This window comes from Betaproteobacteria bacterium (assembly GCA_009377585.1).
In the GTDB taxonomy this organism is placed as follows: Bacteria; Pseudomonadota; Gammaproteobacteria; order Burkholderiales; family WYBJ01; genus WYBJ01.
The window spans coordinates 15,209-33,841 of the sequence record WHTS01000014.1; the positions used below are offsets into that span (position 1 = coordinate 15,209).

The 18,633-nt window shown below is 64.6% G+C and carries 18 protein-coding genes; 9 read left to right on the forward strand and 9 right to left on the reverse strand.

Annotated elements, in window-relative coordinates; all coding sequences use genetic code 11:
* Position 1 precedes the first annotated feature (1 nt).
* Positions 2-379, reverse strand: coding sequence for a VOC family protein (locus GEV05_07175; protein MPZ43165.1), 378 nt, complete (start codon positions 377-379; stop codon positions 2-4).
* A 143-nt stretch (positions 380-522) separates the two neighbouring features.
* On the opposite strand from GEV05_07175, the gene GEV05_07180 reads away from it, so the two are divergent.
* Positions 523-1,671, forward strand: coding sequence for an MFS transporter (locus GEV05_07180; GenBank protein MPZ43166.1), 1,149 nt, complete (start codon positions 523-525; stop codon positions 1,669-1,671).
* A 69-nt stretch (positions 1,672-1,740) separates the two neighbouring features.
* Here the strand turns inward: GEV05_07180 and GEV05_07185 are convergent, their stop codons facing one another.
* Entirely contained in the window at positions 1,741-2,478 is a 738-nt protein-coding gene (locus GEV05_07185) for a hypothetical protein (protein MPZ43167.1), read from the reverse strand.
* An 84-nt stretch (positions 2,479-2,562) separates the two neighbouring features.
* Between GEV05_07185 and GEV05_07190 the strand changes: the two genes are divergently transcribed.
* The 6 genes from GEV05_07190 (at position 2,563) to GEV05_07215 (ending at position 9,100) form a co-directional block, all read left to right on the forward strand.
* Positions 2,563-3,360, forward strand: a complete 798-nt coding sequence (locus tag GEV05_07190) for a methyltransferase domain-containing protein (GenBank protein MPZ43168.1) — start codon at positions 2,563-2,565, stop codon at positions 3,358-3,360.
* Positions 3,336-5,081, forward strand: coding sequence for an ABC transporter substrate-binding protein (locus GEV05_07195; protein MPZ43169.1), 1,746 nt, complete (start codon positions 3,336-3,338; stop codon positions 5,079-5,081). Before GEV05_07190 ends, GEV05_07195 begins: the two co-directional genes overlap by 25 nt.
* 150 nt (positions 5,082-5,231) lie before the next feature.
* A complete protein-coding gene (locus GEV05_07200; GenBank protein ID MPZ43170.1) occupies positions 5,232-6,149 on the forward strand; it encodes an ABC transporter permease subunit in 918 nt (305 codons plus the stop codon).
* 11 nt (positions 6,150-6,160) lie between these two features.
* Positions 6,161-7,078 carry an ABC transporter permease subunit gene (locus GEV05_07205; protein MPZ43171.1) on the forward strand — a complete coding sequence of 306 codons (918 nt, stop codon included), beginning with the start codon at positions 6,161-6,163 and terminating at the stop codon, positions 7,076-7,078.
* A 40-nt stretch (positions 7,079-7,118) separates the two neighbouring features.
* A complete protein-coding gene (locus tag GEV05_07210) occupies positions 7,119-8,105 on the forward strand; it encodes an ATP-binding cassette domain-containing protein (GenBank protein MPZ43172.1) in 987 nt (328 codons plus the stop codon).
* Positions 8,102-9,100 carry an ATP-binding cassette domain-containing protein gene (locus tag GEV05_07215; GenBank protein ID MPZ43173.1) on the forward strand — a complete coding sequence of 333 codons (999 nt, stop codon included), beginning with the start codon at positions 8,102-8,104 and terminating at the stop codon, positions 9,098-9,100. The genes GEV05_07210 and GEV05_07215 overlap by 4 nt, the downstream gene beginning before the upstream one ends.
* Here GEV05_07215 and GEV05_07220 read toward each other — a convergent pair.
* The 6 genes from GEV05_07220 to GEV05_07245 form a co-directional block, all read right to left on the reverse strand.
* Entirely contained in the window at positions 9,048-10,571 is a 1,524-nt protein-coding gene (locus GEV05_07220) for a tripartite tricarboxylate transporter permease (protein ID MPZ43174.1), read from the reverse strand. The two genes, GEV05_07215 and GEV05_07220, sit on opposite strands and share 53 nt — an antisense overlap.
* A 93-nt stretch (positions 10,572-10,664) precedes the next feature.
* A complete protein-coding gene (locus tag GEV05_07225) occupies positions 10,665-11,165 on the reverse strand; it encodes a hypothetical protein (GenBank protein ID MPZ43175.1) in 501 nt (166 codons plus the stop codon).
* A gap of 16 nt (positions 11,166-11,181) precedes the next feature.
* On the reverse strand, positions 11,182-12,159 hold the full coding sequence (locus GEV05_07230; protein ID MPZ43176.1) for a tripartite tricarboxylate transporter substrate binding protein: 978 nt from the start codon (positions 12,157-12,159) through the stop codon (positions 11,182-11,184).
* Positions 12,160-12,530: 371 nt separating this feature from the next.
* Positions 12,531-13,646, reverse strand: a complete 1,116-nt coding sequence (locus GEV05_07235) for a hypothetical protein (GenBank protein ID MPZ43177.1) — start codon at positions 13,644-13,646, stop codon at positions 12,531-12,533.
* Between the two features lie 289 nt (positions 13,647-13,935).
* A complete protein-coding gene (locus GEV05_07240) occupies positions 13,936-15,276 on the reverse strand; it encodes a serine hydrolase (protein ID MPZ43178.1) in 1,341 nt (446 codons plus the stop codon).
* Positions 15,143-16,120: a tripartite tricarboxylate transporter substrate binding protein gene (locus tag GEV05_07245; protein ID MPZ43179.1), complete on the reverse strand. Its 978-nt coding sequence runs from the start codon at positions 16,118-16,120 to the stop codon at positions 15,143-15,145. Before GEV05_07245 ends, GEV05_07240 begins: the two co-directional genes overlap by 134 nt.
* A 438-nt stretch (positions 16,121-16,558) precedes the next feature.
* Here GEV05_07245 and GEV05_07250 point away from each other — a divergent pair, with 438 nt between their 5' ends.
* Positions 16,559-17,572, forward strand: coding sequence for a tripartite tricarboxylate transporter substrate binding protein (locus GEV05_07250; GenBank protein MPZ43180.1), 1,014 nt, complete (start codon positions 16,559-16,561; stop codon positions 17,570-17,572).
* A gap of 96 nt (positions 17,573-17,668) precedes the next feature.
* Here GEV05_07250 and GEV05_07255 read toward each other — a convergent pair whose 3' ends face one another.
* On the reverse strand, positions 17,669-18,115 hold the full coding sequence (locus tag GEV05_07255) for a polyketide cyclase (protein ID MPZ43181.1): 447 nt from the start codon (positions 18,113-18,115) through the stop codon (positions 17,669-17,671).
* Positions 18,116-18,262: 147 nt separating this feature from the next.
* Between GEV05_07255 and GEV05_07260 the strand changes: the two genes are divergently transcribed.
* The gene (locus GEV05_07260) at positions 18,263-18,622 is read left to right on the forward strand and encodes a RidA family protein (protein MPZ43182.1); all 360 of its coding nucleotides are present in this window, start codon (positions 18,263-18,265) and stop codon (positions 18,620-18,622) included.
* The last annotated feature ends 11 nt before the right edge of the window (positions 18,623-18,633 follow it).

Genomic DNA, 18,633 nt, shown 5'->3' on the forward strand with positions numbered 1-18,633 from the left:
CCTACTGCGGTGCCTTGCGGTTCGCGTCGACCAACTGCATCCGCCAGCCGTCCGGATCGCGCAGATTCACGGTCGTGCGCCCAGTGGAGACGACGTAGTTCGGCTCTCGCATGGTCTTCACCCCTTTGGCGAGCAGCTCGTCGTAGGTCTGTTGCGCGTTGTCGCACTTGAACGCGATGTGGTTCACGCCGATGTTTTCTTCGCGACTGACCTGATGAATCTCGAATATGGGTTGGTTCTCTCCGGGCAGCTGCAACTCCGCCGATGAGCCATGGTGGGAGGTACGTGTAAGCACCTTGAATCCCATCTTCTCGAAAAAAGCGATGAACTCCTCGACGTCGCGGACGATCAGCTCGATGTGGTCGATCCCACTAATCATGTGACTGCCTCCAACGCAAGTTGTGATGCTGTGACGGCCTGCTGTGAACGCAACGAGAGCCGCTCAGCACCGGCCCCCTCGCACGTCTGGCGCTCGCGGTTGTCGCGCATCGCGTGCGGCACGTACGATAACATGCAAGCTAGATGTCGATCCTCTACGTTCTCGCACTGACCGCGTTGAGCGGCCTGGCGGTGCGCGCCGCCAACATGGTGCTCGTGCTGTACGCGCTCAAGCTCGGCTCCTCCGCCTTCGTCATCGGTCTGCTCGGGGCCATGTTCGCCATCCTGCCGATGCTGTTTTCGATGCCGGCCGGCAAGCTCGCCGATCGCTACGGATCGCGCGCGCCGCTGCTGGTTTGCGTCGTGGGCAGCGGCCTGGGGCTGCTCGTGCCCTGGGCATTTCCCGGCATCACCGCGATGTTCATCGCCGCGGCGCTGATCGGGCTTTCGCTCGCCATGGTAGTGCCGCTGCAGAATCTCATCGGTCTCATCAGCACGCCGGAAACGCGCGCCCGCAACTTCGCCAACTTCAGCCTCGGGATGGGATCGGCGAACCTGCTCGGCCCGCTGATCGGCGGCTTCTTCGTCGATCTCGCGGGGCCGGCGACCACTTGCCTCTATCTGTCGTTGCTCAACGTCGTGGCAGTCGCGATGCTCGTCGTCTGGGGGCACCGGCTGCCCCACGCCCCCGCCGAAGCGAAGCCCAAGGGCAGCGTGTACGCGATCCTGAAAATTGGCAATGTGCGCCGGGCAATCGCCACCAGCAGTCTGATCAACGTCGGCCGCGATCTCTATCAGTTCTATTTTCCCGTGTACGCGCACGCAATCGGGCTTTCCGCCTCCCTGATCGGCATCGTGCAGGCCACCAACTTCGGCGCCGAGCTCACGGTGCGTTTCTTTCTCTCGCGCCTGTTGAAGAAGTTCAAGGAGGAACAGCTCCTCGCCTACTCCTTCTTCATCGGAGCCGGAAGCCTCGTGCTCATACCCTTCTTCCAGAGCGTGTACGTCCTCCTCCTGCTCTCGTTCGCGCTGGGACTGGGGATGGGCTGCGCGCAGCCGATCATCACCATACTGATGTACAGCTATTCGCCCAGGGGCCAGACCGGTGAGGCGCTGGGGCTGCGCATGAGCTTCATTCATCTGACCAAGCTGATCGGCCCGGTGGTATTCGGGGCGATCGGCAGCGCGCTGGGACTGACGCCGATGTTTGTGTTGAACGCGGTGGTCATGGCGGGCGGCGGCATGCTGAGTCGGCCCAGGTTACGTCGGCCCCGTTCCGGGACGGCGCCTTGACGGGCTCGCCGGCGAGGGGTCAGGTCTTGCTTCTTGCACATGTCATGCAACAAGCAAGACCTGACCCCATCAACCCTGAACCGGCGGCCAGATGCGACGGCCGGCATGCGGACCGTTGGGTGCATGCACGACGATCTTCAGCACGTGGCGACCGGTCCATCGTTCGCCCAGGCCGGCATCCCGAAAGCGCTGCTCGAAATTTTCCTCGCCCGGCTCCATCTCCATGAACTCGTAGAGGATGCCGTGCTTGGCCCAGCCGACGATCGAAATCAGCTTGCGTGCACCGATGCAGCCGCGCGCCCGCGTCACCTGCGGCAGCTTCATCTGCCGATACCACAAAGCGAGATCCAGGTCGTCGGTCTGGTCCCGGGTCTGGTAGTTACCGAGCTGGATCGCCGGCGGCGCGCCGGTGCCGGGCAGATGGCGGTACCAGTCGGGACCGCTCACCCTGGTCTCCTCGATGAAGATGCCGAAGCGGTATTCCATGCGCTTGCCGAGTTGCGCTTCGGTTTCCGCATCTGTCTTTCCTGCAAGGTTGGGATCGAAGAACACGTCGGGTGAGGCGGCGGCCGTGACCAGAAGATATTGCGAGCCGCGGGGAACGCTGGGATCGTCCGTGTCCACGCGGGAGGGATATCCCGGCGGATTGGAGGTGCCCGTTTGCGGCGCACGCTCGTAATGACCGATCCAGATAGGGCCTGGCCGGGCCTGCAATGCCGGCAAATGCTGCCCGTGCAGCCAAGCCAGAAAACCCTCACGATCCGCATCGGCGAGGTCGTACCATTCCGCCTTGATTGCCGTGTCCATCGGTTACCTCCATTTTCTGCGCGCATCCTCGGGCGAGCGCACGAATGGCATAAAGGGGTCAGTGTAACTGGCGAAGGAGAGTCGATGTCCAACGCGAATGTCGGTCTATGGGCCAGCGGCGACGCGTACGAGAAGTACATGGGCCGGTGGAGTCGACGCATAGCGCCTCACTTTCTCGATTGGCTTTCGCTTCCGCCGGACAGGGGCTGGGTCGACATAGGTTGCGGAACCGGTGTGCTGAGCTCAGCCATCCTCGGCGACTGCACTCCCAGCCGGGTCGTTGGCATCGACCCTTCCGAGGCCTTCGTCGAGGTCGCCCGATCGCAGTTGCCCGATCCGCGTTTTCATTGTCGCCAAGGCAGCGCCGAGGCCATTCCGCTCGAAGACGATGCGTTCTCCGCGGCGGTCTCGGGACTTGTCCTCAACTTCGTTGCGGACAAGCCCAAAGCCGTGGCGGAGATGAGACGGGTTGTTGCTACCGGCGGCACCGTTGCCTCGTACGTCTGGGACTATGCGGGTCACATGCAGATCATGCGCTACTTCTTCGATGCGGCAAGCGAGCTCGATGTCAAAGCACGCGAGTTCGATGACGGGGCCAAGGCGCCAATTTGCGGGCCGGGTCCGTTATCGGCGCTATTCAAGGATGCGGGTCTGACCGAGGTCGAGGTACGAAGCATCGATATTCCGGCTGCGTTCGCGAGCTTCGATGACTACTGGACGCCGTTCCTTGGCGGTACCGGATCGGCACCGAAGTACTGCGCGTCTTTGACCCCCGACGCGCGCGCGGAGCTGCGTGAGGCGCTCGAGCGCCGGCTTCCCACCAGCCCGGACGGAGAAATACTCCTGACGGTTCGCGCCTGGGCCGTGAAAGGTACGCGCTGAGTCGGGTAACATCGCGTACGCAGAACCACGAATATCCAGTCAGCGACCGAAGGGAGAAGAACCACACCCGAGCAGTTCACCGCGCTGATCCGCGCCGAGACCGCGCGTTACAGCAAGGTCGTGCAGGCGGCGGGGATCCGTCTCGACTGATCGAATCGGGATCGGGCGTAGTCGACGCCGGGGTCACGCTGGCAAGACGCAACCCCGGCGCCCAACGCCTTGCGCTACTCCGCCGTGACGCCTGCGTCCCGGATGACCTTGCCCCACTTCTGCGTCTCGGCTTGCAGGCGCGCGCAAGGACCGAACCAGGCTTGCGCTCCCCCGACTTGCAAGCGCATGATGAGGTTCGCCATTGTGGCTCTCCAAGCACATCTGGGACACGCTGCTCGAGCAGGATCCGAAAACCGGTGAGGTCAAGCCGCATCTCGCCACCTCCGGTCGCCTACGTCGATCCGACCACGATCGAGGTCAAGCTTCGCCAGGGCGTGACGTTTCACAACGGTGATGCGCTGACCGCGGACGACGTGGTCTACACCGTCAACTGGCAGAACGACCCGGCCAACACCAAGGTGGCGTCGCGCTCGCGCACGAACTGGATCAAGCAGGCGGAGAAGGTCGATACGTACACCGTACGCCTGCACCTCACGAAGCCGTTCGCGCCGGCCATGGCGTACCTGGTCGCGAACGTGCCGATTTACCCGGCGGCCTATACCAAGGCCCATGGCTCCGAGGGCATGAGCAAGCAGCCGATCGGCACCGGCCCGTACCGGGTGACGGAGGTCTCGCCCGGAAATCAGATCGTGCTCGAGCGCAACAAGAATTACTTCGGGGGCGTGCGCGGACAGCCGAAGATCAACAAGATCGTCATGCGCATCGTGCCCGAGTACAACACGCAGGTTGCCGAGCTGCTCGCCGGGAATGCCGATTTCATCTGGCGCGTCCCCAAGGACATGGCGCAGAAGTTGAAGGGGCGCAAGGGCTTGCACGTCATGGTTGGCGATACCATGCGCTTTGGCTACCTGCAGTTCGACATCACGGGCAGGCCCGGACCGATGGCTGAGCCGCTGCGCAAACTCGAAGTGCGGCAGGCGATCGCGCACGCGGTCAACCGCAAGCAGATCGTCGAACAGCTCATGGGCGGCGGCAGCGTGGTCGACCTCGCCTGCTATCCAAGCCAGTTCGGCTGCGCCTCGAAGAGCGCGGTCCACTACGAATACAGTCCGGCAAAGGCGAAGGAGCTGCTCGCCAAGGGCGGCTATCCGAACGGCTTCGAGATCGACTTCTACGGCTATCGCGACCGCCAGCTCGCGGAAGCCATCATGGGCGACCTCGCCAAGGTCGGGATCAAGACCAGGCTGCAATGGCTGCAATACTCGACATTGCGCGATAAGGTGCGCAAGGGCGAGGTGCCGATGAACTTCATGGCCTGGGGCTCTTCTTCGATCAACGACGTGGATCGTTCGACCGCCTATTTTTTCGGCAAGGGCCCCGACGATACGACTCAGGATCCCAAGGTGGCGGAGCTGCTCAACAAAGCCGCTACCGAAGTGGATCCGGCCAAGCGCCTGGCGCTCTACGACGAGGCGCACGCGATCATCACGCGCAATGCATACTGGCTGCCGCTTTTCTCCTACGCCTATTTCTATGCGATGACGAAGGATCTGCAGTTTCAGCCGACACCGGACGAGATTCCGCACCTGTACCGCACGAGCTGGAAGTAGCGCCCCAGGTTTCCGGTGCGGTTTTCCGACGAGGCGGGAAGAAAATCGGCGTCTCGCCCCGCGCCATGACGAACGCGCTGCGGGTCGATGCGGCGCCCGAGGCGATCGGGTATCCAAATCGGGCGAGGCAACAATGAGCGGGAGCACGACATGCTCAAGTACACCGCGCACAAGCTGCTGATCGCCATTCTGGTCGCGCTGACGGTATCGTTCGTCGCATTCATGGCGTTGCGCGTGTCGGGCGATTTGGCCACGGCGATGGCGGGCGAGTCGGCGAGCGGGGAGGACATCCAGCGCATTCGCACCCAGCTCGGTCTCGATCGGCCGCTCATCACGCAGTACTGGGACTGGGCATCCAGCGCCGCGAGCGGCGACTTCGGCAAGTCGTTCTACTATCCGGAAAGGGTGTGGACGCTGATCGAGCAGCGCCTGCCGATCACGCTCACGCTCGCATGCTGGGGGCTGGTGATCTCGCTCGTGATCGGCGTTCCGCTCGGAGTCCTCGCCGCGCTACGGCCGAACACGCTCATCGATCGGGTGGCGATGACCCTTGCCGTGCTTGGCCAGGCGTTGCCGACGTTCTGGCTCGGGCTGCTGCTGATCATTCTGTTCGGGCTGATCCTGCGCTGGCTGCCGATCAGTGGCGCGGATACCTGGATGCACTTCGTCCTGCCGAGCTTCGTGCTCGGCTACTACTCCACCCCGGCGGTGATGCGGCTCACGCGCTCGGGGATGCTCGAAGTGCTCGCCTCCGATTACATCCGCACCGCCTATGCCAAGGGTCTGACGCACGGCACGGTTCTGTTCAAGCATGCCTTGCGCAACGCGGCCATTCCGGTGGTCGCGCTCGCGTCCGTGCAGTTCGGCCATATGCTGTCGGGCTCGGTGGTGATCGAGACGGTGTTCGCCATGCAGGGGGTCGGACAACTGGCCTGGCAGTCGATCAGCCGGCAGGATTTTCCGGTGGTGCAGGCGGTGCTGCTGCTGGTGTCGATGTTCTACGTCTGGCTCACTTTCGCCTCCGACCTGATCAACGCGTGGCTCGATCCGCGCATTCGCGGCGCCTGAGGATCCCCGTCATGGCAAACGGCATCGGCGTCGCTACCGCCACCATCGAAGATGTCGAACGCGCCCTGACGCCCGCGCCCGGCAGGATCCGTTTGCGGCGCATGCTCGGACACCGCAGCTTCGTGATCGCCGGCGTCGTGCTCGCGCTGATCGTAGGGTTGGCGCTTGCGGCGCCGCTGGTCTCGCCGCACGATCCTTATATTCAGAACCTGAACAATCGCCTCGTGCCGCCCGTATTTCTCGACGGCGGCTCGTGGGCGCATCCGCTCGGCACCGATGCGCTCGGGCGCGACTACCTTGCACGGGTCGTCTACGGGGCGCGGATTTCGCTCCTCATCGGGGTGCTCACCGCGCTCATGTCCGGCGTCATCGGCGCCGCGCTCGGCGTGAGCGCGGGCTACTTCGGCGGGCGCGTGGATTCGGTCATCTGCTACATACTGGCGGTGCGCCTTTCCATGCCGGTCGTGCTGGTCGCACTCGCGGTGGTATCGCTGGTCGGGGGGTCGCTTACCGCGGTCATCATGGTCATGGGCTTGTTGCTCTGGGACCGCTACGCGGTCGTCATGCGCAGCGCCACGCAACAGGTGCGCGCGCTCGATTATGTCGCGGCGGCGGCCGCTGTCGGGTCGTCGACCACGCGCATCGTGCTCACGGAAGTGCTGCCCAACGTATTGAACAATCTGATCGTGGTGGCTACCTTCGAGGTTGCGCATGCGATCCTGCTGGAGGCGGCGCTCTCCTTCCTCGGGCTCGGCGTGCAGCCGCCGCTGCCCTCGTGGGGCCTGATGATCGCGGAGGGGCGCGAGCACCTGCTGTTCGAGCCATGGGTAATCGTCATCCCCGGGATCGCGCTTTCGGTGCTGGTGCTGGCGGTCAACATGGTCGGCGACGGCATTCGCGACATCGCCGCGCCGGAGAATCGCAATTGAACGTGGACCGTCGCGTTCGCTCCGCTTGCATTCGGGCAGCATGAACGCACTGCTCGAGGCGCGCAACCTGGTGGTCGATATTCCGCTCGCGGCCGGGATGCTGCACCCGGTTCGCGGTGTGACCTTTGCCGTCGAGCGCGGCGAGACGCTGTGCATCGTCGGCGAGTCAGGATGCGGCAAGTCGCTCACGGCGCTCGCATTGATGTCGCTGCTGCCCCGGCGGGCGCGGCGCACTGCGGCAACGCTTGCGTTCGACGGCATCGATCTGCTCGAGGCGACCGACAACGAGCTCGCCGACTTGCGCGGTAGCCGCATGGCGATGATCTTCCAGGAGCCGATGACCTCGCTCAATCCGGCGTACACGATCGGCAATCAGCTCGGCGAGATGCTCGTGCGGCACCGCGGGGCAACGCGTGCCGAGGCGCGCGAGCGGGCGGTGTTTCTGCTCGAGAAGGTCGGGATCACGGCGGCGGCGAGCCGGCTGTCGCAGTACCCGCATCAACTTTCCGGGGGGCTGCGCCAGCGAGTGATGATTGCAATGGCGCTCATGTGCGGACCCGACCTGATGATCGCGGACGAGCCGACCACGGCGCTCGACGTGACGATCCAGGCTCAGATCCTGCTCCTGCTCGCGCAATTGCGGCGCGAGTTCGGCATGGGATTGGTGCTGATCACGCATGACCTCGGGATCGTCGCAAGGGTGGCGGACCGCGTTGCCGTGATGTACGCCGGTCAGATCGTCGAGCAGGGCACCGCGGCCGAGATTTTCAGGCAGCCGCGCCATCCCTACACACGCGGCCTGATGGCGTGCATTCCGGTGCCCGGCAAGGTCGCGCGCGGCAGCCCGCTCGGTTCCATCCCCGGGATGGTGCCCTCCTTGATCGGGAGCATGAGCGGGTGCAGCTTCCGCAGCCGCTGCGGGTTCAGGCGCGAAGCATGCGAAGCCGAGGTCGCACTCGTCGAAGATTGGACAGGTCATGCGGCGCGCTGCATTCTGTCGCCCGATGAGCTTGCGAGCGCGACATGACGGCACTGCTCGAGAGCCGCGACGCCGAATGCACTTTTCGTGTCGGCCGCGCACTTTTCCGCACGGCCCGCACGCTCAAGGCGGTCAACGGCGTCAGCCTGCGCGTCGACAAGGGCGAAATCCTCGGCCTGGTCGGCGAATCGGGCTGCGGCAAGAGCACGCTCGCAAAAATGCTGCTGGGACTGCTGCAGCCGACCGCGGGCGAGATTCTGTTCGAGGGCCAGCCGCTGTACTCGATTCCGCGACTCGAGCGGGCAAGGCGGGTGCAGCCGATCTTTCAGGATCCGTATTCGTCGCTCAACCCGCGCCAGACGGTCGCCGACATCGTTTCGTTGCCGCTGCGCGTGCATGGCGTCGGCAGTTCGTCCGAGCAGAAGAAGCGCGTAGCCGACATTCTCGATCTGGTCGGTCTCGCGCGCCGCTATGCCGACAGCTATCCGAACCAGCTCTCGGGCGGGCAGCGCCAGCGCGTGGCGATCGCGCGCGCCCTGGTAATGCGTCCGGAGCTGGTCATCTGCGACGAACCGACCTCCGCCCTCGATGTCTCGGTGCAGTCGCAGATCCTCAACTTGCTACTCGAACTGCGCAAGGAGCTCGGCGTCACCTACATTCTGATCAGCCACAACCTGGCCGTTGTCGAGCATCTCGCAACCCGCGTGGCGGTGATGTACCTCGGGCGCATCGTCGAGGAGAAGGATACCGAGAGCCTCTTTCGCCAGCCCGAGCACCCCTATACGCAGGCACTGCTCGATTCGGTCCTGACCCCCGAGCCCGGCCTCGGTATTCCCGATTCGCAGCTCGGTGTTGCATTTCCGAACCCGATCGATCCGCCGGGCGGATGCGCATTCCATCCGCGCTGCCGGTTCGCACTGCCGCGCTGCTCCACCGAACCGCCGCTGCCGGCGCGCACGAACGGGGCGTTAATCGAGTGCCATTTGAGCGTCATATCTCGTCATCGAGGCCTACCGCCGAGCGCCAGTCCTTCTTTCCCTTGAACACCAGCGGCTTGATGGCGAGCAGGAATATCACGAACCCAGCCGCGAGCATCGTCGTCGCGATCGGCCGCTCGATGAATATGGCGTAGTCGCCGGCGCTCATCGACAACGACTGGCGCAGCGACAGCTCCAGCATCGGCGCGAGCACGAGACCCAGCGCCACCGGCGCAAGGTCGTAGCCGAACTTGCGCAGAACGTAGCCGATGACCCCCATGACGAGCAGGATCCACACGTCGGTGATGCTGTTGCTGACCGAGTAGGTGCCGAGGATGCAGAAGCACAGGATGCACGGATAGAGATAGCTGTAGGGGATGCGCAGCAGGTTGACGAAGACGCCCACCATCGGCAGGTTGAGGATGAGCAGGACGACGTTGCCGACGTACATGCTCGCCACGAATCCCCAGAAGAGCTCGGGCTGCTGCTGGATCAGCAGCGGTCCGGGCAGGACACCGTGCACCATGATGGCGGCGATCATCACTGCAGTGATGGGGCTGGTGGGGATGCCGAGCGCCAACATCGGCACGAAAGCGCCGCTCGCCGCGCCGTTGTTGGCGGATTCCGGACCCGCCACGCCTTCGATCGCGCCTTTGCCGAAGCGCTCCGGAGTCTTCGACACGCGGCGCTCGATCCCGTAGGACACGAACGAGGCGATGATGTGCGCCGATCCCGGGATGATGCCGATCAGGAACCCGAGCACGCTGCCGCGGCACACCGGACCGACCGAGCGCCGGAGCTCCTCGCGCGAGGGGACGAGATCGCGCAGCTTCGGCCGCTGAACGGGGGGCATTGTCGTCGCGCCCGCGGTCAGCAGGATCTCCGAGACCCCAAACAGCCCCACTGCGACCGGCACGATTCCCACCCCGTCGCTCAGCTCGACCATACCGAAGTTGAAGCGCGTGTAGCCGCTCATGACATCGATGCCGATCATGCCGAGCATCAGCCCCGCTGCCGCCATCGCCAGCGTCTTCAGCGTCGAGCCCCCGCTCATGTAGGCGAGGATGAATAGCCCCATCAGCAGCAGCGCCGTGTACTCCGGCGGCCCGAAACGCAGCGCCCACTGCGCCAGCGTCGGCGCGAGCAGCGTCAGCCCGATCACGCCGACCGTGCCGGCCACGAAAGAGCCGATCGCGGCGATGGCGAGCGCGGGTCCCGCGCGCCCGTTCTGGGTCATCGCGTAGCCGTCGACGCAGGTCATCACGGAGGCCGCTTCGCCCGGAATGCGCATCAGGATGGAGGTGGTCGAGCCGCCGTACATCGCGCCGTAATACACGCCAGCGAGCAGCACGATTGCGATAATCGGGTTCAATCCGAACGTGGCCGGCAAGAGCAGACTGATGCCGGCGAGCGGCCCGAGCCCCGGCATCATGCCGACCAGCGTGCCGACGAGGCAGCCCGCGAAGGCGTAAACCAGGATCGATGGAGTGAGCGCAACCGAGAAGCCGAGCAGCAGCCCTTCCAGCGTCTCACCCATCGACCCGCCGCTCTTGAAAGCTGAAACATGAAGCGTGCAACGGGGCGCCCTTCATTCTTTTGCCTTTCGCCTCCCGCCTTGCGTTTGCCGACGTCAAAAGCCCCATGGGCTCCGCGGCAGCGGCACGTGCAGCAGATCGCCGACGACGTAGAAAGAGCCGAAGCCGAATCCCAGCGCCACCAGCGCCACCGCGAGCGCGTTCTTGCGCTCGACCACGCCCAGCAAGAAGATGAGAAGCGTGATCACCGTGATGCGATAGCCGAGCGGCTCGAGCAGCAGCGTCGCGCTAGCACAGGCCAGCACGACAACCACGGCACGGGTCGCCTCGGGCCATTGCATGGCCGTGAGGCGCGAGGAGCGCGAGCCGCCGAGCGCGATCAGCAGGCCTATCGCTCCCAGAAAAATCGCCAGGGCGAGCGGCAAGTAGCCGGGTCCCGGCTCCGCAAGGGTGCCCAGAGGGTAGTCGCGATTCGCCCATGCCAGGTAAAGGGCGAGCGCGGTCAGCATCAATCCGGAGAACTGATCGCTGCGCAAACCCCCGGGCTTCTCCTCCGTGTCCGGCGCGCCCGCGCCTGTGTTCGGATTGCCGGTCACCGATTCTCGCTCACGGTCATTTCTTGGCGTCGACCTTGCCGACGATCTTCACCAGTCGCGCGAGACGCTTGGCGTCGGCCTCCCAATACTTGCCGAACTCGGGCGCATCCTTGTACTGCACGAGCGTGCCCACGCTCGCCATCGATTTCTTGAAGCCAGCATCCTCCACCGCCTTGCTCGCCGCGGCGCGCAGTGCCGTCAGCGCCGAGTCCGGGATGCCGCGCGGACCGACCAGGCCGGCCCAGATGTAATACTCGACGTCCTTGTAACCAAGCTCCCGGAACGTTGGAATGTCGGGATACGAGGGATGGCGGTCCGCGCCCCAGCTCACAATCGGGCGCACCTTTCCGGACTTGACGTGGCCGCTGATGGCCGCAGGCCCGCCCGCCGTCAACTCGACGTGGCCACCCAGCACCGCCGTGAGAGCCGGCCCGCCGCCGGTCGTCGGCAGGTGGCGTATCTTGACCTTCGAGGCGTACAGGAACATCTCCATCGGCATGTGCAGGGCGCCGTAGAGTCCGGACGAGGAGAAGGTGAGCGCGTCCGGCTTCGCGCGCGCGAGCGCGACGAGATCCTGCAGCGATTTCACCGGCAGGGACGGATGCACGACCAGGATCGTGGGATCCGCGCTGATCAGCGCGATCGGCACGAATTGGTCGAGCGAGTACGCGGGCTTGCGGTTGAACAGCTCATCGGCGGCCGGGATCACCGAGATGCTCGAGAGCGCCATCAGAATGGTGTAGCCATCGGGCTTGGAGTTCGCCGTAACCGCATTACCCACCGCTCCGCCCGCCCCGGGCCGGTTGGTGATCGTCACTGGCTGCCCCAGTACCTTTTCCATCGCCGCGGCGGTCGGCCGGGCGGTGGTATCGGCGACGCCGCCCGGCGGAAACGCGACCACCATGGTGATCGGGCGACTCGGAAACCGCTCCTGCGCGGTCGCGACCAGCGCAAACGCCGCCAATGCTGCTCCCATCAGAGAACGCGTGCTCATGGATCCTCCTCCCCCGTGCTGTAATCACTTTGCGTCCGGCATGCGCGCCGGGCGTTCTTGGTCAGGTAATCGCTTACCTGGGCGTCATTCTATCGCGGCCTATCGAGCTTTCGAAAAATGCTTGACGCTCGATTCCCTCACTTGCAGTGCGCGCATCGGCATACAGGCCGATGCCGTTCGACCGGCGCGGACCATGATCCGCGAATTCCCGGCCTCACCCCCCAGCCCCTCTCCCGGAGGGAGAGGGGAGCGTCCAGCGCTAAAAGGGTTGTCGCCCATTTAGCGAATTCTCAATAGAGCGGTGTGCCGCGAGCACGCGGTTGTGCAGCTCGCTGATTCCCTCGATCATGCGCGGGCGAAGGCTGGCCTCTTCAGCGTGAGCCGAACGTCCGCTGCTTCACTGCCGCCGGCGTGCCGTCGAGGTCCATGTCCGCGAGCGATGGCCCGCACTGCCACGGATCGACGCCGAGCAGAACGCCGAGGATCTGCGCGAACGCGCGGTGCAGCGGGACCGCGATCCCCGCCTGATCGGCAAGCTGCACGCACGGCACGATGGCGTAGGGCAGATCGTCCCCTGTCCACGCGCGCCAGATGTCGGGCTGAAACGCAGGGAAAGACTTGTACACGGGATTCTGCATCGCTTCGTAGAAGGTGCTGCTCGTGTAGCCGTAGTACTGCTCGATCGCCTTCGCCATCGGCGTGTGCGCGACGCCGTAGGCCTCGCACACGAGCTTGCGCTCGGCGTCGAGCGCGTCGCCGAGCACGCCCGCCGCCGGCACGACGCCCTCCTGGTAGAAGCCGAACTTCCTGCCCTCGAGTTTCGCGCGCTCCATCGCGCCGACGTTCGGCAGCACCATCGCCGGGTGCACGATCAGGTTCAGGTTCTCGAGCCCGGTCTGGAGCACCGAAGACGCCGCCTCGAAATAGGGGAACAGGGGCTTCAGGACTGCGAGCGCCTCGCCCGACCGAGAAGCCGGCACCGTCGCAATCTGAATCCCCTTGCGCAGCCCCCTGGGCGTCACCACCGCGCCGTCGATCCGCGCAGCATGTGTCGGCGCGGGCGCTTCGGTCACGAGCACGTCGTCGCGACCCGCTTTGCGCAGCAGCGGCGTCAAGCGCGCGGCCGGCCAGTACCCGTGGCTTTGAACGTGCACGACGGCGCCGCGCGCGAGCTCGGGAATCATGGCGCTGAACTTGTCTTCGAGCTGGTGCATGTCGACTTCGATCAGCACGACCTCGGCATCCTTCAGCGCCTCGGCAGTGGTGTCGCAGATCCTGTCGAGCTTTGCAAAGCCGGTTTTCCTGGAGATGAGGTGCTTGGGATCGCCTTCGACGGTGAAGCCTCCGGCCTTGCGCACTGCCGGAAGCTGATCCTTCTGCTCCGCAAACACCGCATAGCGAACCTCGTGACCCGACAGCGCGAGATCCGACGCGCACACGGCACCGATCGCACGCGCGGTATTGCCGATGACTGCGACTTTCGACATGCAATTACTCCATTGAAAACGCCGTCATTTGCGGAATCTGGCGCGAGCGCGAAGCGATCCCGCATCCGGGGTGACTTCTCGGCAGCTCAGGAACGGATTCTGGCATACGCCAGGGCCTGGAGAAAGTTGACCGCAAATGGGACGGCCGTAAACGGGAACAGACCTCGATGGCCGAACAGACGAACGGGTGCTTCGATTATTGATCGTTCCGTATTGGACGACAGTCCAATACGGACGCGACGCTCCCCTCTCCCCCCGGGAGAGGGGTTGGGGGTGAGGGACGAGCGTGTCATGGAATAGGGAACGCTCGATAGATCGGGGCGGCGCTCCAGGCCCTGGGCGCTGCGCTCGAGCATGTCGTTCGCATCACCGCCTGGCCGACGCGACCGGACGAGTACGCCGAGTACGCGTCCACGACGCCGACGATCTCCTCCAGCAAGCGGTGCAGTTGGTTGCGGTAGCCGGATCGACCGGCGGGATGTTTGTCGTCCGAAGTCATCACGACGCTAAGCGCCAGCGACGGTACGATATAGAGCATCTGCCCGCCGTAGCCATAGGCATAATGCACGGCGTGCTCACCGACGCGCCGGTGAAACCAACCGTAGCCGTAGCCGTCGCCGGTGAAGCGAGAGTGGGTGCGAATCGTCCAGGACAGCTCGATCCACTCGGGTGAGATCAATGGCTTGCCTGCCGCCGTCCTGCCGCCATTGCGATAGAGCTCGCCGAAGGCCAGCAGCGATCTCGTGCTCATCGCCATCTGGTTGCCGCCGATATAAATGCCCTGCGGATCGCGCTCCCACGCAGCGATCGAGAAGTCCTCGAGCGGGCCCAGCCAATCGCGGGCGAGCTGCAGCGTGGAGCGGCCGCTCACCCGCGTGAGAATGGCCGAAAGCAGATGGGTGGAGCCCGTGGAATAGAGCATCTGTCCACCGGGGTCGTCGACGAAGGGCCAGGCCAGTGCCGTGCGCACCCAATTGCCGCTCGATACCCATCGCCCGTAGTTCACACCCGAGGTACGCTGAAGGCCCGCCTGCATGGACAGCAAGTGACCGATGGTGATCCGCGCCAAGCGAGGATCGGGCTTGGCCGGCAGCTCGTTCCTGAGCAGCGGCGCGATTTTCTGCTCGGTCCCTTCCAGCAGGCCCTTGGCGATGGCAATGCCCACGAGCGCCGAAATGACCGCCTTCGACACCGACTTGATGTTGGTCGGCGCGCTCAGCGAAGTACCGCGGTAGCCGCGTTCAGCAAGGGTGGCGCCGTTGTGCGCGACGATGACCGTCTTGAGAGGATCGAGTGCCGCAGCGCGCTCGAAAATCTGCGCGAGGGCCGTTGCGGTCGGTTTCCCGACCGATCGAGCCCGACTTCGAGAAGCGACGGCTAGCGGCGCGAAGAGCAAGGTAACGGCGGAGATGAGTATCGAGCGCCTATCCACGGATCGACCGGCATCCGGCTGCGAAACGACTGGCAGTTTAACCGGGCCGCGGCTTGTTGGCCGATCACTGGCGCTTGATGCCCGCCGCCTTGATGACTTTGCCCCACTTGTCGATTTCGTGGCGTATGAACGCGGCGTACTCCTCGGGCGTGGTCCCGAGTATCTCCGCGCCGAGGCTCTCCAGGAGCTTGCGCACATCGGGCTCGTTCAACGCGCGGATCGTCGCCTTGTGCAGCCGCTGCAGGATGGGGCGCGGCGTCCCGGCCGGCGCCGACAGCCCCCACCAGCTCGTGACCTCGTATCCCGGCACGCCGCTCTCCGCAACGGTCGGGAGCTTTGGCGCAGCCGGAGAGCGCTTCAGGCCAGTCGTCGCCAACCCGTTCAGCTTGCCGGCGCGAACATGGCGAATGACCGTCGGCACGTTGCCGAAGTAGAGCGATATCTCGCCCGCGAGCAGCGCCACCATCCCCGGGCCGCCGCCCTTGTAGGGAAGGTGCACCCACTTCACCTGGGTCATGTACTGGAACAGCTCCGCGGACAGGTGCACCGAAGTGCCGATCCCGGACGACCCGTAGTTGACCTTCCCCGGGTTCGCCTTGGAGTAGGAAATGAGCTCGCTAACGCTACGCGGCGGAAACGACGGGTGGGTAGCCAGCAGGTTCGAACCCCTGCCGATCTGAGTGATGAACTCGAAGTCGCGGATCGAATCGTAGCTCAGGTTATCGATGAGCGAGGGATTGGTGGTGTGGCCCGGCGCATTCATCAGGATCGTGTATCCGTCGGGTTTCGCCTGCGCGGCCAGCGCGGTGGCTATCGACGTGTTGGCGCCGCCGCGATTGTCGACCACGACCTGTTGGCCAAGGTATTCGGTGAGCTTGGGCGCGATGAGGCGCGCGACGATGTTGTTGCTGCCGCCCGGTGGGAAGCCGATGATGAAGCGAATCGGCTTGCTCGGGTAATTCTCCTGGGCTCCCGCGGTGACGCAATACGCTGCGGCGAACGATAGCGCCAACACGGCGCCAATCCGCTTGTGAACAATCATGTTTCGCTCCTTTGTCGACAGGCGGAGGCATTTCAAGGCATTGGGGCGCCAGCCGTCTAGCCGTGCGCCACCGTGGAGAAGATCGCGTAGGACATTGCCGCAACGTTCGGTCGCGTACGTCAGCAAGCCGGCGCGCACTGGAAGCGAGCGCCGGCGGCGTGCTCCAGGCTCGACAGGTCCCCGAAGCGCAATGGGCATACCTTTCGTTCCATGCCAAGGAGGTGTAACCTACGTACGCTTGCCGCGCAGATCTGCGCCGACGAGCGGTTCTCACACCCCATCACACTGCGAAGCCGCATTTCCTGATTTGCGCGCTTCGTCGTTTCTCGTTCGTCACGCCGCCCGTTCGCTTTTCACGCACGAAATTCCGCGAGCCGATGCACGCTCGATCTCACGGCCGGCACTGCTATGTAAAGGAGCGTACGTAACCGGCCCCATCTGCCGTTCGGCTCGACCGGGCCACTTGAAGGAGGGCGTGTCGTGAGACTGATCGTCGGAGCATGGTGCTCGGTGTGGTTTGTCGCAGCCTCTTCGTTCCCGCAGCCGGCAGTGGGTGCACAAGACTGGCCCGTACGCCCGGTGCGCATCGTGATCGGTTTTTCGCCGGGTAGCTCGACCGACTTCACCGCCCGCACGATCGGCCCGAAGCTCTCCGAGCTCTGGAAGCAGCCGGTCGTCTACGAAAACCGGTCCGGCGCGGGCGGATCGCTCGCCAATGCGACCGTGGCCAGAGCGACTCCCGACGGATACACGCTGAGCATGATCTCGTCGTCGTTCGCAGTCAGCGCGTTATTGGCGGCGAAAGCTGCGTACGATCCGATCAAGGATTTCGTGGCGGTCACGCAAATCGGATATCCGACGAGCGTTCTGGCCGTATCGCCCTCGCTGGGGATCAAGACGGTCAAGGAGCTCATTGCGATGGCGCAGGCGCGCGAGGGCAAGTTCTTCTTTGGCACGACGGGCGCCGGCAGCGGCACCCACATGACCACCACACGGTTCAACATGGCCGCCGGGATCAAGCCACAACATGTCGCGTTCAAGGGTCAGCCCGAGCTGCTGATCGAGATCGTCACCGCCCGCGTGCACTTCGGTATCCCTGGCTTGGGCCCCTCACTGGGGATGATCCGCGACGGGAAGCTCGTGCCGCTTGCGGTCGTGACGCCAAAGCGCGCGCCGCAGCTCCCGGATGTGCCGGCAGTGATCGAGGTCCTGCCCAACTTCGAGCGCGATGCAACCCACGGCTTGATGGCGCCGGCGGGCACGCCACGGGCCGTGATCGAGAAGATCAGCCGTGACGTCGACCGCGTGCTCGACATGCCGGACGTACGAGCTCAGTTCGAGAAGATCAGTTTCTTTCCGGCGCACGTGCCGCCGGACGAGTACCAGAAACTGATTCATGGGCTACTGGTCAACTTCGAGCGCGTGGCGCGCGAAGCCGGCTTGAAGAAATAGTCGCGCGGAACTGTAACAGCGAGCAATCTCCTTCGGTTGCGCATCGGCAGCGGCCGAGCCTGGTAGCAGGAGCTCGCAGTTCGAGAGCAACACGCGTCATTCAGGGTTCTCGGGTTCGACGAGCGTTGCGAGCTGCGCGAGCGACTCCTGCCAGCCGAGATAGCACATCTCGACCGGGATGGCCTCCGGCAAGCCTTCCTGGACGATGCTCAGTTCCGCGCCGCACGACACCGCCTTCAACGACACCGTGGTACGCATCTCCCCAGGCAGGTTCGGGTCATCGAACCGGTCCGTGTAGCGAATACGCTCGCCTTCGACAAGCTCCAGATACTCGCCGCCGAACGCGTGCTCATGGCCGGTGGAAAAATTCGTGAACGACATCCGATAGCTGCCACCCACCCTGGCATCCGCGTGATGGACCTTGCACGTGAAGCCGTAGGGCGGTAGCCATTTGGCCGTGGCATCCGGGTCCAGGAACGCCTTGTACACACGCTTCGGCTTGGCGCGGAGCACCCGATGCAGTCTGACGGTATTGGTGGTCATGTCTGGTCGCCTTTTCGAGAATGGTCGTTTGGGAACGGCCGAGAGACAGACCGTTCGCTTCCTAATCGATGGCGCTAGCGCGAAATCGACAGGCAGCGGCGTGAAATCGTACACTGACCCGCTCGCAATCTCGAACAGGTGGCAGACATGGGCATAGAGCGTGTTCCAGGCGCCACGGGCGCCAGCTTCAGCAAGGCGGTGGCGGTCACTGGGGCGGGCAAGACCGTGTACGTATCAGGCCATCTCGCCTCGGGCGGCTCGTTGGCGGAGCAGACCAACGGGTGCTTCGACCAGATCGAGACGGCGCTGCGGGCGCTCGGCGGGTCGCTCGAGCACGTCGTTCGCATCACCGCCTGGCTGACGAGCCTGGACGAGTACGCCGAGTACGCGCGTGTGCGCGGCGAGCGCTTCGGAGCGAACCTGCCGGCGAGCGCAGCCGTGCAGGTTGCCGGCCTGCTCCAGGGGGCGCTCATCGAGATCGACGCGGTCGCTTTCATCCCGGATTGAACGAGTGAGCA

Bases quoted from the DNA above. Each gene is read 5' to 3' on its own strand.
- GEV05_07175 (MPZ43165.1), bottom strand. From the start codon at position 379: ATGATTAGTGGGATCGACCACATCGAGCTGATCGTCCGCGACGTCGAG.
- GEV05_07180 (MPZ43166.1), top strand. From the start codon at position 523: ATGTCGATCCTCTACGTTCTCGCACTGACCGCGTTGAGCGGCCTGGCG.
- GEV05_07185 (MPZ43167.1), bottom strand. From the start codon at position 2,478: ATGGACACGGCAATCAAGGCGGAATGGTACGACCTCGCCGATGCGGAT.
- GEV05_07190 (MPZ43168.1), top strand. From the start codon at position 2,563: ATGTCCAACGCGAATGTCGGTCTATGGGCCAGCGGCGACGCGTACGAG.
- GEV05_07200 (MPZ43170.1), top strand. From the start codon at position 5,232: ATGCTCAAGTACACCGCGCACAAGCTGCTGATCGCCATTCTGGTCGCG.
- GEV05_07205 (MPZ43171.1), top strand. From the start codon at position 6,161: ATGGCAAACGGCATCGGCGTCGCTACCGCCACCATCGAAGATGTCGAA.
- GEV05_07210 (MPZ43172.1), top strand. From the start codon at position 7,119: ATGAACGCACTGCTCGAGGCGCGCAACCTGGTGGTCGATATTCCGCTC.
- GEV05_07215 (MPZ43173.1), top strand. From the start codon at position 8,102: ATGACGGCACTGCTCGAGAGCCGCGACGCCGAATGCACTTTTCGTGTC.
- GEV05_07220 (MPZ43174.1), bottom strand. From the start codon at position 10,571: ATGGGTGAGACGCTGGAAGGGCTGCTGCTCGGCTTCTCGGTTGCGCTC.
- GEV05_07230 (MPZ43176.1), bottom strand. From the start codon at position 12,159: ATGAGCACGCGTTCTCTGATGGGAGCAGCATTGGCGGCGTTTGCGCTG.
- GEV05_07235 (MPZ43177.1), bottom strand. From the start codon at position 13,646: ATGTCGAAAGTCGCAGTCATCGGCAATACCGCGCGTGCGATCGGTGCC.
- GEV05_07240 (MPZ43178.1), bottom strand. From the start codon at position 15,276: ATGTGCGCAAGCTCCTGGAGAGCCTCGGCGCGGAGATACTCGGGACCA.
- GEV05_07245 (MPZ43179.1), bottom strand. From the start codon at position 16,120: ATGATTGTTCACAAGCGGATTGGCGCCGTGTTGGCGCTATCGTTCGCC.
- GEV05_07255 (MPZ43181.1), bottom strand. From the start codon at position 18,115: ATGACCACCAATACCGTCAGACTGCATCGGGTGCTCCGCGCCAAGCCG.
- GEV05_07260 (MPZ43182.1), top strand. From the start codon at position 18,263: ATGGGCATAGAGCGTGTTCCAGGCGCCACGGGCGCCAGCTTCAGCAAG.